Origin of the sequence: Pedobacter terrestris (genome assembly GCF_052343045.1) — a bacterium.
Classification (GTDB): domain Bacteria; phylum Bacteroidota; class Bacteroidia; order Sphingobacteriales; family Sphingobacteriaceae; genus Pedobacter.
In genome coordinates, this window is sequence record NZ_CP180264.1 from 2490377 (window position 1) to 2506046 (window position 15670).

A 15670-nucleotide genomic window follows, 5' to 3' on the forward strand; every position below is an offset into this window, starting at 1 on the left:
TTTTATACTACTACCTTAATTTTAACACATTACACTAGTTCAGATATTGCTGAACTAGTGTATAATTTTTAAAGAGAGCGTGCAAAAATGTAAATATGGGCGCGTTATTTAGTTGAAGTCTACATCATAGTAAAAGTAATTGGCATGTTGTAGCGTACACGTACAGTGTTTCCTTTGTTTTTTCCAGGCTTCCAAAGTGGTGACTTGCGAATCACTTTTGCAGCTTCTTCATCACAACCAAATCCAATTCCGCGCAAAACTTTAACATCTGTAATGGAGCCATCACGCTCTACCACAAAACTGATAAATACTTTGCCTTGTACGCCTTCATCTTGTGCCTGTGAGGGATAACGTAAATTTCGTTGAATATATTTTGCCCAGGCTTTCATACCGCCGCTAAATTCTGGATATTCATCAACACCTTCAATGCCTATAATTTCGCCTCCGCTGCCTGTTTCAGAACCTGTATTCACAGTACCGTTGCCATCACCGTTGTTTGTATCTGTGTTGATGACCAAATCAGGTTGTATTACACCGTCTTGTGTTTTATCACTCACAACGGCGTCTTTTAACTGATCCATTGTGGGCGGTTCAGGAAGATTTGCCTTATCAACCACCACAATATTTGACGGATTGGCAACCGTTTTCACTTTTACCGGTTCGGCTTTCTTAGGTTCAGGTTTTTCTTGCGGAATCTCTTTTTTCATATCGTAAATATGATCAAGCGATACCGGAATCAATTTTGTTGGCCCGGCAGCATCTGTATTTAACAATGATGAAGGAAATAATTTACTGTAAATTAGTGGAGATGCACAAGCCAGCATAAAAGCAGCACTGGAAATTAAAAGTGCACGTGTCATAATCGTCGATGATTTTGACCTCAATTCATAAGCACCATAGTTTTTGTTGCGGTCTGCAAATACAAGATCAAGCCACTCGGTCTTGTATACGTTAATTGAAGAATTGAACATAGTTTCTGAGTTTATTGCATGATGCAGTCAAAAGAACAATTCCATAAAAGGAAAATAAAAAAGCAGTTCAATTGCAAATTGTGCAATTTGAAACACCTAAAACAATTTTGTTTTACGTTTTTGATAAAACTAATGTAATAAGGCATTTTGTTTTATAAAAATTCATAAATAATACTATTTTTGACAAAAAATATAAGAATTTAATGAAAAGCTTAAGAACCATCGCATTAAAAGAGGCTCAAAACAGAATTTCACCAGAAGTTAAATCACCATCTGCGAAAATTTCTGACTTTTATGGCTCGAATGTATTTGATAAGAGAAAAATGAGAGATTTCTTATCTAAAGACGTATATGAAAAATTAATTTCATCGATCAACCAAGGTGAATTAATTAATTCTGATGATGCCAACCAAATTGCTACAGCTATGAAAGCTTGGGCAATGAGCGCTGGCGCTACGCACTATACGCACTGGTTCCAACCTTTAACCGGAACAACCGCAGAAAAACACGATTCTTTTTTTGAGCCTAGCGGCGATGGTGCAATTGAGAAATTTGCTGGAAGTGCACTAGTTCAACAAGAACCTGATGCTTCAAGCTTTCCGAATGGTGGTATTCGCAACACGTTCGAAGCGCGTGGTTATACAGCCTGGGATCCTTCATCTCCGGCTTTCATAATGGAAAGTAAAGCAGGTAAAACACTTTGCATTCCTACTGTATTCGTATCTTATACCGGAGAAGCCTTGGATTATAAAGCGCCTTTGTTAAAAGCATTGGCTGCACTTGATAAAGCCGCAGTTGATGTTTGCCAATATTTTGATAAAAGCATTACTAAAGTAAATGCTTCTTTAGGTATTGAGCAAGAATATTTTTTAGTAGATGAGTCGTTGTTCAATGCACGTCCGGATTTATTATTAACAGGCCGTACATTATTCGGACACATGTCTGCAAAAGGCCAGCAATTAGAAGATCATTATTTCGGTTCTATTCCTGAGCGTGTATTCACTTTCATGGTAGATTTTGAAAATGAGGCCCTAAAATTAGGTATTCCATTAAAAACCCGTCATAATGAGGTTGCACCTTCCCAATTTGAGTGCGCGCCAATTTATGAAGAAATCAATCTTGCAATTGACCACAATCAATTGTTAATGGATATTATGGAGAAAGTTGCTCGTCGTCACCATTTCCGCGTTTTATTGCATGAAAAACCTTATGCAGGTATTAACGGCTCTGGTAAACACAACAACTGGTCTATCATTACAGATACGGGTAAAAACTTATTGGCTCCAGGAAAAACGCCTAAAAACAACCTGATGTTCTTAGCGTTTTTTGTAAACACAATCAAAGCAGTAAGCGAACATGCAGATTTATTGCGTGCAAGTATTGCTTCAGTAAGTAACGATCACCGTTTAGGTGCTAACGAAGCGCCACCAGCAATCATTTCAATCTTCTTAGGTTCTCAATTGAATGATGTTTTGGATGAGATTGAACATTCACGTATCAGCAAAAAAATCAAAGAAGACAATGCTTTGTGGTTAGGTATCCCTAAAATCCCACAAATCTTGTTAGACAATACCGATCGTAACCGTACTTCTCCATTTGCCTTTACAGGTAATAAATTTGAGTTAAGAGCGGTGGGTTCTTCTGCAAACTCTTCTGCACCAATGACCGTATTAAATGCAATCGTTGCAGAGCAGTTGACAAAATTCAAAGTTGAAGTAGATAAATTGATCAAAAAAGGCGACAAAAAAGATATCGCTCTTTTAACAGTAATCAAGAAATACATCAAAGAATCTAAATCCATCCGTTTTGAAGGAAATGGTTACAGCCAGGAGTGGGAAGATGAAGCTGCAGCACGTGGTTTATCCAACATCAAAACTACACCTAAAGCACTAGATGCATATTTAAGCGAAAAATCTTCAGCTTTATTTGAATCTACAGGTATCTATAGCTCACGTGAAATTCATGCCCGTCATGAAATCATGTTAGAGAATTTCTACAAAAAACTTCAGATTGAGGCACGTGTAATGGGCGAAGTTGCAAACACTGCAATTATCCCTGCTGCAATTGCATATCAAAACAAATTGATCGATAATGCTAAAGGCTTAAAAGATCTTGGTTTAGATGCAAAAGTTCCTTTGGAAATTGTAAGCAAATTATCTGAGCATTTATCAACTTTCAAAACGAATATCGATGCGATGTTGGAAGAACGTAAAGTAACCAACAAAATTGACGATACACGTGAGAAAGCTGTGGCTTACGATGAGAAAGTTAAAACCTATTTCGATACCATTCGCTACCATGCAGATAAATTGGAGCAAATTGTTGACGATAGCGTTTGGCCATTGCCAAAATTCAGAGAATTGTTATTCTTGAAATAAGCGGAAAGCAAACAGCTTAAAGCAAAAGAAAAAAGGCGTGAAGTGAGAACTTTACGCCTTTTTTGTTGGGTAAGTTTATGCGCATCGTCATTGCGAGGCACGAAGCAATCTATAAAAATAACCTTGCAAAGTGAGATTGCTTCGTGGGCAATCGCAAAGATATCGAGATTATATTGATTGATCATTTGTGAAATGGTAACTAGCAACTGAGTGGTCAAAACTGTTAACTGGTCTCTTTTAGCCATGCTAAAAACCTTTTATCTTTTACCTTCCACCTTTTACCTCTATTCCTTATCTTTGCGCCAACATGAGTGATAACCGATACAATCAACGTGGCGTTTCTGCCTCAAAAGAAGATGTGCATAATGCCATCAAAAATATCGACAAAGGAATTTTTCCTAAAGCATTTTGTAAAATCATTCCTGATGTATTAGGTGGTGATGCAGATTACTGTAATATTATGCATGCCGATGGTGCAGGAACAAAGTCGTCTTTAGCTTATGTGTATTGGAAAGAAACCGGAGATGCGTCTGTTTGGAAAGGTATTGCACAAGATGCTATTATTATGAATATTGATGATTTGATTTGCGTTGGCGCAACAGATCACATTTTGCTTTCATCAACTATTGGCCGCAATAAAAACCTGATCTCTGGAGAAGTCATCGCGGATATCATCAACGGAACAGAAGAAATCTTGGCAGATTTACGCGAACAAGGGATTTCTATTTATTCCACCGGAGGAGAAACGGCTGATGTTGGCGATTTAGTGCGTACAATTATAGTGGATTCTACCGTTACCTGCCGATTAAAACGCAGTGACATTATTAGCAACGATAACATTAAACCTGGCAACGTAGTTGTAGGTTTGGCATCTTACGGTCAGGCCAGTTACGAAAGCGAATACAATGGCGGCATGGGTTCAAACGGATTGACATCTGCCCGTCACGATGTTTTCGATAAAACTGTTGCTAATGCTTATCCCGAAAGCTTTGATCCAGCTGTACCCTTTGATCTTGTATTTTCTGGTGCCACTAAACTAACAGACGAAATAGAGGTTGAAGGTTTCGGGAAAATTACTGCAGGCAAACTTGTTCTTTCTCCTACCCGTACATATGCACCGGTAATCAAGAAAATTTTAGAACAACACCGTGCCCAAATTGATGGAATTGTACATTGCAGCGGCGGCGCACAAACTAAAGTGCTTCACTTTGTGAATGATGATGTACATGTTATTAAAGATAATTTATTCCCGGTTCCACCTTTATTCAAGTTAATTCAAGAACAATCTGGCACAGACTGGAAAGAAATGTATAAAGTATTTAACATGGGGCATAGAATGGAATTGTATGTTCCTGAAGAGATTGCACAGTCTATAATAGACATTGCAAATGGCTTCAACATCGATGCTCAAATTATTGGAAGAGTAGAAAAAAGTGCTCGAAAACAAGTAACGATAGAAAGCGAAAACGGCACTTTCGTTTACAATTAAAAGAATCAACCTTACTAAATAAAACGCTGTCTTTTTTCTAAAATGACGGCGTTTATTGTTTCGAACCGGGTTATTTCTCTACTATAAACCTTTTATAAAGTGCATTTACTGCCTCGCGACTAAAATCGCAATAGCCGCCAGTGTAAGTTGGATTACATCCATTCGTGATTACCACAAAACCGTACTTTTCTTTCGGGTTAAAAAACATTGTACTGTACAAACCATAGGCAGAGCCATTATGTCCTTTTAGATTTACTCCCGCAATCAAATCATCTACACTTCGCAAAGCCAAACCATAACCTTCATCGTCGGTAATTTTGGTTTGCATCAGCTTTGCATGTTTTTTCGAAATAATTCTTTTGCCGTCAACTTCACCATAATTCATATGCATAATCATATATCTGGCTAAATCTGTCGCTGAAATTTTCATGCCTCCTGTGGGCGAAAAAACCGGTGTACTATATCCTAAAACATAATTTTTAAGTTCCTCACGCCGAGGCGCATAGGCTGCCTTTGCTTCAGCAAAACTCCTATCTGCTGCATTATATTCGTATAGTTTAACGAACTTCGTACTGTCCAAAGAATCTACACAATATCCTGCATACAAATCTAAAGGGCTAAGAATGTGTTTTTTTACATATTGATCAAACCGTTCGCCTGAAAATTTTTCTATTACTGCGCCAATCAAATTAAAATTCAGATTGCAGTACTCGTATTTTGTACCGGGCTGATAGTTATTGTAACACTTTGCCCAATCTGAATTTCTGTCTGGATTAACCGCATCAAGGTTAAAATAACCCTGACTATCGTTCAAACTGGACGTATGTGACAATAACATTTTCAAGGTAATTACTTGATTGGGAAAATTCGGGTTCCGGATTTTAAATCCAACCAGTTTACTAAAATCATCATTAAGCGACAACTTCCCTGCCTCTACCAACTGCATGATTGATGTTGCAGAAAAAGACTTGGAAATTGAGGCAATTCTAAAGATATCGCTATTCATTAAAGATATTTTTTTATCGAGATCTTTGTAACCGTACGATTTTTGGTATACCACTTTTCCTTCTCTTACAACTGCAATTGCCGCGCCCACCGCGCTATATTTTTGCATAATTTCTGTCAGGTCTCGATCTACCGAAGCATTTTGACCAAAACTTTCAAAACTTAAAGCGATCAACAACGTGAGTAAAATAGATTTTATTTTCTTTGGCATAGGATGTAAATTGATAGAGCAACAATATAAATAACTGAATTGAAAGATCAAACCCTTTGTTCTATACGCAGATTGTAAAAATAACAGAGATGTTTTAGCTGAAGAAAAGCTTTGTCTATTTTCGGCAAAAACAATCCATTATGAAGAGTACATTATCTCTATTTAGAAAAGTAGCCGTTGCCGAAGGTATTTCGTATATTTTTCTATTGTTTATTGCCATGCCGATTAAATACATCTTCCACATTAAAGAATTTGTTAAATATGGTGGTTGGGCGCATGGAATTTTGTTTATTGCTTACATTGCATTTTTAGTGATGGCCTGGCAAGAGCAAAAATGGAAATTTGGTAAAGCAATTTTAATTTTTCTAGCTTCCTTACTCCCATTCGCTCCTTTTGTGGTAGATCGTAAATTGAAAGATGAACGTCCTGCCGATGTAAATACCGGAGTATAAATAACTTAATACAGCATCGAAAATAATCTACAATTAGTTTTTGGATATTAAAATAAGTTGTCTACATTTGCAGCCCGTCCAAATAGGAATGCCCAGATGGCGGAATTGGTAGACGCGCTGGTCTCAAACACCTGTGGGAAACCGTGCCGGTTCGACTCCGGCTCTGGGTACACAAAAAACCTTCGAGAAATCGGAGGTTTTTTTGTTTTAAACCACTTATCTTTCATAGTAAAACATATTCTTAATCCCGACCCGATATCGTTTTATTAAAAATTTACTTTGCTGGGCCCCTTCCTACCCGTAAAAACACTTATTTTGATTAAATTGTCTACCTAACCATACAAGGAGATTAAAATTTGATTAGATTTACATCAACTATCCTTATTATGAGTCACAAAACAATCTCCCAACCGCCAGTTCTGCTGTGCCCGAAATGCCCGAAGTGCAAAAACCCGGAAACGAGTCGTACGCCACGAGGTGTTTTATTTAAAACTTTTATGCCCTGGATTCCTGTTAAAAGGTATCGATGTTACCGTTGTTACAACCGATTTTATATAATGAGTTGATTGAATTGTTGGGCGTGAAATAATGTACAGATATTACATGTCACAACAAAGATTTTAAAAGCTTTGTTGTGATCATTATTTTTTGAACGTACAACTCCTATCTCCGCGTATTTTACTTAATTTAAAGTTTTAGATAACATTCTGTAATTACCCGATCAATACCACGTTCTGGTACTTTCTCTGTTCCGGTTTGGATAAGCGTATCTCCTGCAAAGCGGATTCTAAAATCAAATGATTTGCCTTCCCAGTTTTTATCGGTATAAAAATCAAGATATTCTTTATACGCATTGCCATTTAATACGTAGCGCCCGCCGCCGGCATCAAATCCATTCACAGAGTCTTTGACTTTAGATAAGTTGTGGCGAAGAAAAGAAAAGTGACTTTCATTAATGATCTTAATCATTTCCTGATTTTTAGTAAAATCCGTCACCGTTGTTTTTCCACGTTCCGTTGTTGTGGCAGAGATCAGTTTCCAGGTGCCTTGTAAATGTGTCGAAATTTTTTCCTTATCCGGTGTTGGTGCAGTACACGCAAAAAATGCTGTTGCACAGCTTAAAAAAAGCAGTTGTTTCTTTCTCATAATTATTTCTCGGTTAGAATGATTTACCAATCTTAATCAAAAAAACACAAAGTCCAATGTAGAATTTATTTGATCAATGGCAGATCTGGCGGAAAATCGTTTCAATATATTTATCTTTCAAAACTCCCATCAGATCTGTACCTTCAAGGTCATTTAATTAAAATATTGTTTTAATATACCCAGATGAATCAGCACAGCATACTTAAATCATTTTCTGAATTGAGCAATCAGGAACTTTACCAGATTTTAAATCTCAGAAACGAAGTTTTTATAATTGAGCAAAACTGCATTTATCCCGATACCGATTTTAAAGATCAGCATTGCCACCACCTGATGTTTTTTAAGGAGTTAAAATTAGTGGCTTACGCCCGACTTGTTCCGGCAGGAATTTCATTCGATGAGGTTTCTATCGGTCGTGTAATTACACATTCCAGCGCTCGAGGAACCGGATTGGGCAAAATATTAATGCGCAAAGCGATGGACGAATGCAGATTAATTTATGGTAATGTACCCATTCGTATTGGCGCGCAGTGTTATGCAAAAGCATTTTACAACACTTTGGGCTTTGAAGAATCGGGCGAAGAGTATCTGGAAGATGGTATTCCGCATATTGAAATGCTTGCCGCGGCGCATTAAATGACGATTGCTTTGCATTTTGCGTACTAACACGCGATAAGGTAAGAAACTAGGATCGGCAGTACGCAATCCTTAGATTTGAATATGAAGAATATTATGATTCTCGAAGACGATCTCGATATCAGGGATGTAATGGGTATTGTTTTGTTTGATTATTACCAGCTTTTAATGGTTAAGGATTTAGAAAACTGGAAACAATATCTGCACGAAAACAAGCCCGATTTAATCTTGCTAGACATTAAACTCGGCGTGGCGAATGGAATTGATATTGCACGGTGGATTAAGGAAAATCCCGATACCGCTCATATTAAAATTGTATTGACAACTGCATCAGTGTACACAAGCAATATTGATGGATTCTCGGATGGATTTCTTGAAAAACCATTCGAAATTGATTCGCTTCTCCGTGTGGTTGAAGAAACCTTGAAGGGATTTTAAAAATTCAGCAAAGAACGAAAAGTAAAGTAAACAACACACAGATTATACAGAGCCAATACTCTGTTTAACAATCAGGTAAAACATCGCAATAAGACTAAAGTATAAGTACCTGATTTGTATAAAATCGGAGAAAAGTTATCCTTTTTACTGAAAACCGTAAACTTAGCGCGACAAAATTGGCTAAATTGCTATGCTTCACAATTGGGACGTGAAGTGTTTAGTTCTTTAATCAGCATTGGCTAGCCGGAACGACTAACCGGTGCTGATTGTTTAATATTTGCTCAATTAAACGAATCAAACCACTTGGTCCTTGTATCTTCTTCAGGCAAAATACAGCCGCAATTTTATAATTGCTCCGCGAATACGACTTTTAACTGTACCTAACGGAATGCCCATGTACTCGGCAACTTCGGGATGGGTAAATCCTTTATAATACATTAGATCGAGCAGTTGGCGTTCATGCGAAGTTAAGCTGATCAACAACCTGTTTAATCCTATTGTATCCGTATTGATTTGCGTTCCTCCGCGCTCGTCAATTTTCAGGATACAGACTTCCAATTCATCACAAAGCAATCGGCCGCGAGAAGAGGTTTTACGAAGTTCATCAATTGCAGCGTGTCGCGCAGTGTTCAACATCCAGGTAAATAATCGGCCTTTGGCAGCATCATAGCCAGAAATGTATTTACGAATCTTTAAAAATACATCTTGTAAAATATCTTCGGCAGTTTCATGTTGATTGACAATCTTTAAAATTACACCAAATAAAGCTTCAGAATATTTCTTATATAAATAATTAAATGCCTGAATTTCGCCTGCTTTCAAGGCAACAATCAGTTTGTCTTCAGTTATCTCCAGAAAAAGTGTTGGTTTTTCAGAACCTGACACAATTGATTGTTTTATAGCGCCTATCATAACTCGTTCAACATAAATTATTTTAAAAAGTTCTTCAATTCGAAGAAATAAAAAAAGATTTCGAACAGCCTTTAAAAACTGCAAATCAGGCAATTAAAAAAGAAAAAATATCTTCCACAACAAAAAAGGAGCATCTTTTTCAAAATGCTCCTTTCCAATTTCAAAACCCGTTGGATTATGAACTTAGGCTATCAAAGATGCTAGTTAAACTACCACCAATGTTATTACCTAATGAGAACGAGGTGCTGCTGGACTCATCTCCATCTTGTGTAGAATTAGAGAATGATAACAGATTGCCAATATTTAGCGCTCCGCCCAAACCACCAGAATTAGAGGAATCATTGTTTCCAAAGATACCGCCACCGTTAATTTCTTTCATTTCGTTTAAATTCAATTCTTGCATTTTCATAATATCAAGTTTTTTATTTTGCCTACTCTGTTATAGATTTTCAGCGTATTCTGTTTCCGGTTTTACCCGTCGTTTGATAATATAAACGCAAAGTGCGGTCTAAAAGATTTACTAAAACGTTGTATTGCAACAACAAAAACGAATAGGTTAAAGCTGTTTGTTGTACGTAAAATGAAACTTTTTATTTCAGAATTGGTTCTCGCGCGGAAGCGCAATTGCCTTGACAACACGTGTAATGTAATCCGCTATTTTGGTTTAGTTTACACGTTTTGCTCCTCAGCCCTCAATAATTTTCTTACGATGTTCAAGTCCCCACTTCGTTAAATTGTCGATAATGGTTTGCAACGTCTTACCATGTTCGGTAAGCGTATATCTAACGGTAATGGGTTGTGTATCCATAACTGTTCTATTAATTAACTTATTAATTTCCAGCTCTTTTAGTTCTTTACTTAACATTTTATTTGAGATACCAACTACATCATTCAAAATATCAGAAAAGCGCCTTTTGTTGTAAAAACATATGGAAGAAATGATGGCAATTTTCCACTTTCCGTTTAGCACATCCATTGAATCTTGAACGGCCATCATTTCTTTTTTATGTTCTGCAGTAAAATCTTTTATATGACATTCCATTTTTGCCTTTTGTTACGTAAAGAAACAAAGTTACTGAAATGCCGAGAATGCAAATCATTATTTATTTCTTTTGGAATGATTGTTTTTTAAACCACAACACTGCGCCACTAATAGACAAAAAGCCCGGTAAAATGCCAAGCACAACGTAAAACCATTTTAGTAACACACCACCAAATGCCCCAATGTGTAATTGATACATCCAGGCATCAAACCGCACAGCAAAAGGCTGTTTTTCTATCACCGAAACTTTGATTAACTTTCCGGAATCCGGATCGAAAGCAAAAGAACTTGCTTTGCCTCTGTACAAAAATTCTCCGCTTTGAGGCATATGCCCTTTAACCAAAACTGGTTGATGCGGAGTGGTTGGAATATTTACTGCTATCGGCTCAAAACCGTTCACCAGCTTTTTCGATCTGCTGACCAACGTATCTATGTTTACGGCGACTAAAATATTTTTAACCGATTTTTTCAATTTCCACATGGATGGATCAAAATGAGACCTATTCATCCAAAATCCGCTAAAAAATAAAATTGCAATAAACAAGGTTGCCCAAACCCCAACGATGCGGTGTAGTCCGGACATTGCCAAACGACCAGATTTCATATTGACTTTTACCTTAAAGCACAAGGCAGACCAAAGGTGTTTTCGGTAAATAACCAATCCGCTGATTAGTGAAAGCAACATCACCAGTCCGATACAAGCTGTAAAAAGTTTGCCCGGCATCCCCAGTTGCAAACTGTAATGCAAAGAATACATCCACCGGAAAAATGAAGGTTGCAGTTCACCATAACTTCCCTCACGCAATATTTTTCCGGAATATGGATCAACACAAATGTAATAGAGGTAATTTTCCGTAACGCTACCCACATTTTTGTAGGCCATAAACTCGTAACTGTCTCTCGCGTTGGCTGGAAAATCATGCATTACAATTTTAGTCAGGTTTTGATGGTTTAGCACCAGATTTCGGTAAATCCCATCTATACCCAACATTTTGCCTTTCGGTTCAATATTGTGTAATTCGGCGTTGAAATAGCGATCCAAATCTGTTCTAAACATCAATAATGACCCAGAAAAACCATAGAACAGGAAGAATAGCCCGGCCAAAAGACCGAGCCATCCATGAAGATTGAATAACCATTTGGTTACCCGATTTTTTCTTCTGCCCATTTATTTAAAAATTATAACCCAGCGTAATTCTGAACTCTCTCGGCGCAAAAGGTACGTAAGCATATAAGCCTACCGGATTTGCAGAAACAGGTGTAACCCAAGCACTACCGTAGTTTGCCCGATTGAGGATATTATTTACAATTGCATTTACAGAAAATTTACGGTTAGACCAACCTAAACCCGCATCGATTCTGAAAACCGGTACGATATCAAGATTTTTTTCTACTGAATACCGACCAGAACGCCCGGTTTGCAATTGATAGCCACCAGAAACAGAAACACCTTCTATTGCACGAAAAGGCAATTTATAGTTTAACCAGGTATTTTGAATGTGTTTGGTTAAATACGGTGAAGGAAGGCCGACTAAAGCTGGATTGGAATCTTTAGAGATTTCTGCATCGGTATAAGCATAATTAATTACCGCATTAAGGCCTTTAACAATTTCGCCTTTTAAATCAAACTCAATACCTTTTGCTCTGGTTTGCCCAATCTGTGATTGAAGATTTGTAGAAGGATTGGTTACGATAATATTATCGCGCGTTAAGCGATACATAGAAATAGTGGTATTCCATTTTCCATTTGCCCAGTCTTTTTTAAAGCCAAATTCAAAATTTTGCCCTTTTAATGGTTGGAATACGGTTCCTGCTACACTTATCCCGCTCTGCGGCGTAAATGTATTGTCGAAAACAGCGTATACAGCAAAATCTTGTCTTAGCGAATAACTCAGTCCTACGCGTGGTGTAAGCACCCAATCTTTAACCTCACTTGTGGTTGGTATTGACACCGCACTTCTAGAACCTGTTACCCGTGCAGACAGCGTAAGTCTAAGCCGATCATTAAGCACATGTATTTCATCCTGAAGATAAGCCGCATAATATTCTACCGATTGCTTATTGGTTGCAATATCTTCTAAACGACCGTCCTTTCTATTCGAATCGAAACTAATACCGTAAACCGGATTGTTTACATCTAAATAATAAAGCGTTTGATTGGCTGTTTTATCGTTATAACCAGAATACGCCAGAAGGTTTTTACGATTTGCATCTAAACCTACCAAAATTTTATGTTTAAGCGATCCGGTATTAACTTCTCCATTCAAGAAGGTTTGAATGGCAAAAACGTTGGTATTAAACCGCTCGTACGTAACCCGTCTGGGCAATAAATTTGGTGCAGCAGCATTGTAAGAAGAAACAAAAAAGTAATTCCCATCTAAACTGCTTCTGGCAAATAAGCCTTTGGCCGTAAAGCTCCAGCGATCTGATAGCTGATTTTCATACGTTAGAAACGCATTTCGTTCAGAAGCTTTTACCGGATCTTTCCCAGGATCAGCAATACTGAAATCCCTTGGCAAAGTAGAGAAACCGTTGGGTGTAAATACTGTTAACAGGTATTGCAAAAATTCTTGCTTCTGATAAATAAATTCTGCCGTAATAGACGATTGTTTATTGATGTTGTAACGCAATACCGGATCGATAACGAATTTGTCATTAAAAGCAAATTTCTGAAACGATTTCGCCTTCTGCCCCACAACATTAACCCGATACGCCCATTTTTTATTTTTATCCAGCGTGCCGTCAAAATCGCCGCTCAGGCGAAAAAGATCCCAACTTCCGGCAGTAAAGCTCAGGTTGTTGTTAAAAGTACCAGTTGGCGCTTTGGTTACAATGTTGAACGAACCTGCAGGATCGCCAACAGCATTCATAAACCCTGCCGGACCTTTAATAAATTCCATTCTGTCAATAATTGCGGCGTCTTCAGGCATTGGACCATAATAAATCATGGAAATATCCATTCCATTTCTCAGTGTATTCACACCTGCTCCGCGCATAAAAATAAATGGCCCGTAAAAATCCGCGGTATTGTTTCTAATGGCACCGCTTACATTTCTAGTAATACTTTCGTTAACGTTAACAGACTGTTGATCAAGTATAATACTACGATCTACCTCTTGTATATTCTGAGGTAAATTAAGCAAGGGCGTACGGAGTTTTAACGAGGCAGAAGATTGTTTTAAATTGTATCTGCGGTAGTACCGGCTGGTAATTTCAACGGCTCGTAAATCTTTAGCAGTACTATCTTTTTTTATTTTAGTAGTATCTGAAGTATTGCTGTTTGTGTTCTGCGCAGATAAGCCAGAAGAACAAAGCAGTAGCCCAACAGCTAGCATAATTTTTTTCATAAAATTCTCCGGAAAAATATTTTCCAGTATGTTGTATCGATATTCCCGAAGTTATAGTTTTAGACTATCCAGCAGATGATCGGATTGAACCATTACCTTACGGAAAAGACTATCCAAAGCTTTAACTTTTTGCAGTTCGCCCGTAAAATACGTTGCTGGTGCGCCTTTGATATGGCTTACATCAGGTTCAAAATTATTCATCCAATGTTCCATCTGGTGATTGGCCTGATCTATTTCGGCAATCGTACTTTTGACGCTATTTTGAGCTTTATCACCTAAATTTCCGGTACCAAGTAAAGAATCCAGCAATGTACGCTGGCGGAAAGTAACATCTCCATCGGCCATTACTTTGTCGTGTACGGTTACAACCTCGCTGCGGATTTCTTTATAATCCGGTTCAGTTGCACAAGATGAAATACAGGCCGCAAATAACAGTCCGCAGGCGTATAAAAAAAGCTTCCGCATAACTTGCAACAGGGAATATCATGGGTTAAAAAATAAATATATTATGAGATCAAGTTGCCCGGAATGATAAATTCTAGAGCAACATATCTGATCCTGAACAGATTAACATCTGAGCAGCTTATTTTTTAAACGCTTAACTTGGGTGGTTGGAAAATAGATAAAGATCGGCCAACGGGATTTTGGACCGCAATAGATGGATAGTTTCGCTGAGTAACAGCTGGAGTCAATGAAAAACGAAGCACAGCAACAGGCATAGCCAACTGATAAGCATTGCGCAAATTATCCCGCTCCTGTTTTTTCTCTTTTTCTTCGGCCTGTTTGAGTTTTTTCAACAAATAACATTTTCCGTTGCAATGCATCCAGGGTCTGCTTTTGTTTTCACAAAAACGTTGTGCAATTTCTTTTTGGTTTGCTTCAAAACCCACATACGTAAATGCCACAGAAAAATGTGAAGCAAATAGTGCAAAGAGCAGGAAAACTATAACCAGACGTTTAAACATACCGCCGCAAATATAGGAAACGACAAGGCCATTCACCAAACCAACTTTAATTTAAAGTTTTCGATTTATTTCTATCAAAAGTATTTTATACGGAATTATCAAATGAGCGGATACCAGAAACCATATAGTACGTTTCCGGTTTATATTATAAATTTAACGTAATCCAAAATTCATTTATGTTGACGGACAATGTCAGAACGCTCATATTGACACTCAGAATTGAAGAAAATGCGCAGCAATATTTTAACAATTTGCGAAAACTGCATTTTCCACCGGAAAGAAATTTTTTGAATGCACATTTGACGTTATTTCACAAACTACCGGATACGCTGCAAACTGACCGAATTTTGTCTGAATTTGATTTTGTACCTTTCACTATTGAAATTGGTGGACTTATGAACTTGGGTAACGGTGTTGCATTTAAGGTAAATAGTACAGAACTGATGCAGTTACATACAAACTTACGTTCTAAATTTGCAGGCGAACTGAGTTTACAAGACCAACAGGGATTTAGACCACATATTACCATTCAAAATAAGGCAAATCCGGAAATCGCCAGAATTTTAATTCAAGATTTAGAAAAACAATTTATACCTTTTAATGCAAAGGTGCTTGGTTTCGATCTTTGGTACTATCTGGACGGACCGTGGGCTCACAAAGAATATTTCCCATTTTAAG

General features: G+C 37.6%; 16 protein-coding genes and 1 tRNA gene. 7 read left to right on the forward strand and 10 right to left on the reverse strand.

Features of this window, described 5'->3' with window-relative positions; all coding sequences use genetic code 11:
* Nucleotides 1-119 precede the first annotated feature (119 nt).
* A complete protein-coding gene (locus ACJVDH_RS10580) occupies nt 120-971 on the reverse strand; it encodes an energy transducer TonB (RefSeq protein ID WP_443947539.1) in 852 nt (283 codons plus the stop codon).
* A gap of 203 nt (nt 972-1174) precedes the next feature.
* Between ACJVDH_RS10580 and ACJVDH_RS10585 the strand changes: the two genes are divergently transcribed.
* Nucleotides 1175-3349 carry a glutamine synthetase III family protein gene (locus tag ACJVDH_RS10585; RefSeq protein ID WP_443947540.1) on the forward strand — a complete coding sequence of 725 codons (2175 nt, stop codon included), beginning with the start codon at nt 1175-1177 and terminating at the stop codon, nt 3347-3349.
* A 307-nt stretch (nt 3350-3656) separates the two neighbouring features.
* Complete coding sequence (locus ACJVDH_RS10590) at nt 3657-4838, forward strand: AIR synthase related protein (RefSeq protein WP_443947541.1); 1182 nt, start codon at nt 3657-3659, stop codon at nt 4836-4838.
* A 70-nt stretch (nt 4839-4908) separates the two neighbouring features.
* On the opposite strand, the gene ACJVDH_RS10595 is transcribed toward ACJVDH_RS10590, so the two are convergent.
* Nucleotides 4909-6054, reverse strand: coding sequence for a serine hydrolase domain-containing protein (locus ACJVDH_RS10595; RefSeq protein WP_443947542.1), 1146 nt, complete (start codon nt 6052-6054; stop codon nt 4909-4911).
* Between the two features lie 140 nt (nt 6055-6194).
* Between ACJVDH_RS10595 and ACJVDH_RS10600 the strand changes: the two genes are divergently transcribed.
* Together ACJVDH_RS10600 and ACJVDH_RS10605 are read left to right on the forward strand one after the other, a co-directional pair.
* Complete coding sequence (locus ACJVDH_RS10600) at nt 6195-6506, forward strand: DUF3817 domain-containing protein (RefSeq protein ID WP_443947543.1); 312 nt, start codon at nt 6195-6197, stop codon at nt 6504-6506.
* Nucleotides 6507-6596: 90 nt separating this feature from the next.
* A tRNA-Leu gene (locus tag ACJVDH_RS10605) sits at nt 6597-6676 on the forward strand.
* A gap of 517 nt (nt 6677-7193) precedes the next feature.
* Here ACJVDH_RS10605 and ACJVDH_RS10610 read toward each other — a convergent pair.
* Nucleotides 7194-7652, reverse strand: a complete 459-nt coding sequence (locus ACJVDH_RS10610; protein WP_443947544.1) for a hypothetical protein — start codon at nt 7650-7652, stop codon at nt 7194-7196.
* Nucleotides 7653-7835: 183 nt separating this feature from the next.
* Between ACJVDH_RS10610 and ACJVDH_RS10615 the strand changes: the two genes are divergently transcribed.
* Together ACJVDH_RS10615 and ACJVDH_RS10620 are read left to right on the forward strand one after the other, a co-directional pair.
* The gene (locus ACJVDH_RS10615) at nt 7836-8288 is read left to right on the forward strand and encodes a GNAT family N-acetyltransferase (protein ID WP_443947545.1); all 453 of its coding nucleotides are present in this window, start codon (nt 7836-7838) and stop codon (nt 8286-8288) included.
* 84 nt (nt 8289-8372) lie between these two features.
* Complete coding sequence (locus tag ACJVDH_RS10620; protein WP_443947546.1) at nt 8373-8726, forward strand: response regulator; 354 nt, start codon at nt 8373-8375, stop codon at nt 8724-8726.
* A 321-nt stretch (nt 8727-9047) separates the two neighbouring features.
* Here the strand turns inward: ACJVDH_RS10620 and ACJVDH_RS10625 are convergent, their stop codons facing one another.
* The 7 genes from ACJVDH_RS10625 to ACJVDH_RS10655 form a co-directional block, all read right to left on the reverse strand.
* Nucleotides 9048-9611, reverse strand: coding sequence for an RNA polymerase sigma factor (locus tag ACJVDH_RS10625; RefSeq protein WP_443947547.1), 564 nt, complete (start codon nt 9609-9611; stop codon nt 9048-9050).
* Nucleotides 9612-9813: 202 nt separating this feature from the next.
* The gene (locus ACJVDH_RS10630) at nt 9814-10047 is read right to left on the reverse strand and encodes a hypothetical protein (protein WP_443947548.1); all 234 of its coding nucleotides are present in this window, start codon (nt 10045-10047) and stop codon (nt 9814-9816) included.
* A gap of 276 nt (nt 10048-10323) precedes the next feature.
* On the reverse strand, nt 10324-10680 hold the full coding sequence (locus ACJVDH_RS10635; protein ID WP_443947549.1) for a winged helix-turn-helix transcriptional regulator: 357 nt from the start codon (nt 10678-10680) through the stop codon (nt 10324-10326).
* Nucleotides 10681-10741: 61 nt separating this feature from the next.
* The gene (locus ACJVDH_RS10640; RefSeq protein ID WP_443947550.1) at nt 10742-11848 is read right to left on the reverse strand and encodes a PepSY-associated TM helix domain-containing protein; all 1107 of its coding nucleotides are present in this window, start codon (nt 11846-11848) and stop codon (nt 10742-10744) included.
* A 4-nt stretch (nt 11849-11852) separates the two neighbouring features.
* Complete coding sequence (locus ACJVDH_RS10645; protein WP_443947551.1) at nt 11853-14027, reverse strand: TonB-dependent siderophore receptor; 2175 nt, start codon at nt 14025-14027, stop codon at nt 11853-11855.
* Between the two features lie 51 nt (nt 14028-14078).
* A complete protein-coding gene (locus ACJVDH_RS10650; protein ID WP_443947552.1) occupies nt 14079-14492 on the reverse strand; it encodes a hypothetical protein in 414 nt (137 codons plus the stop codon).
* Nucleotides 14493-14617: 125 nt separating this feature from the next.
* A complete protein-coding gene (locus ACJVDH_RS10655) occupies nt 14618-14992 on the reverse strand; it encodes a hypothetical protein (protein ID WP_443947553.1) in 375 nt (124 codons plus the stop codon).
* Between the two features lie 176 nt (nt 14993-15168).
* Between ACJVDH_RS10655 and ACJVDH_RS10660 the strand changes: the two genes are divergently transcribed.
* Nucleotides 15169-15669 (forward strand): 2'-5' RNA ligase family protein, encoded by a 501-nt coding sequence (locus ACJVDH_RS10660; RefSeq protein ID WP_443947554.1) that lies wholly within the window; start codon nt 15169-15171, stop codon nt 15667-15669.
* Nucleotide 15670: the final 1 nt, after the last annotated feature.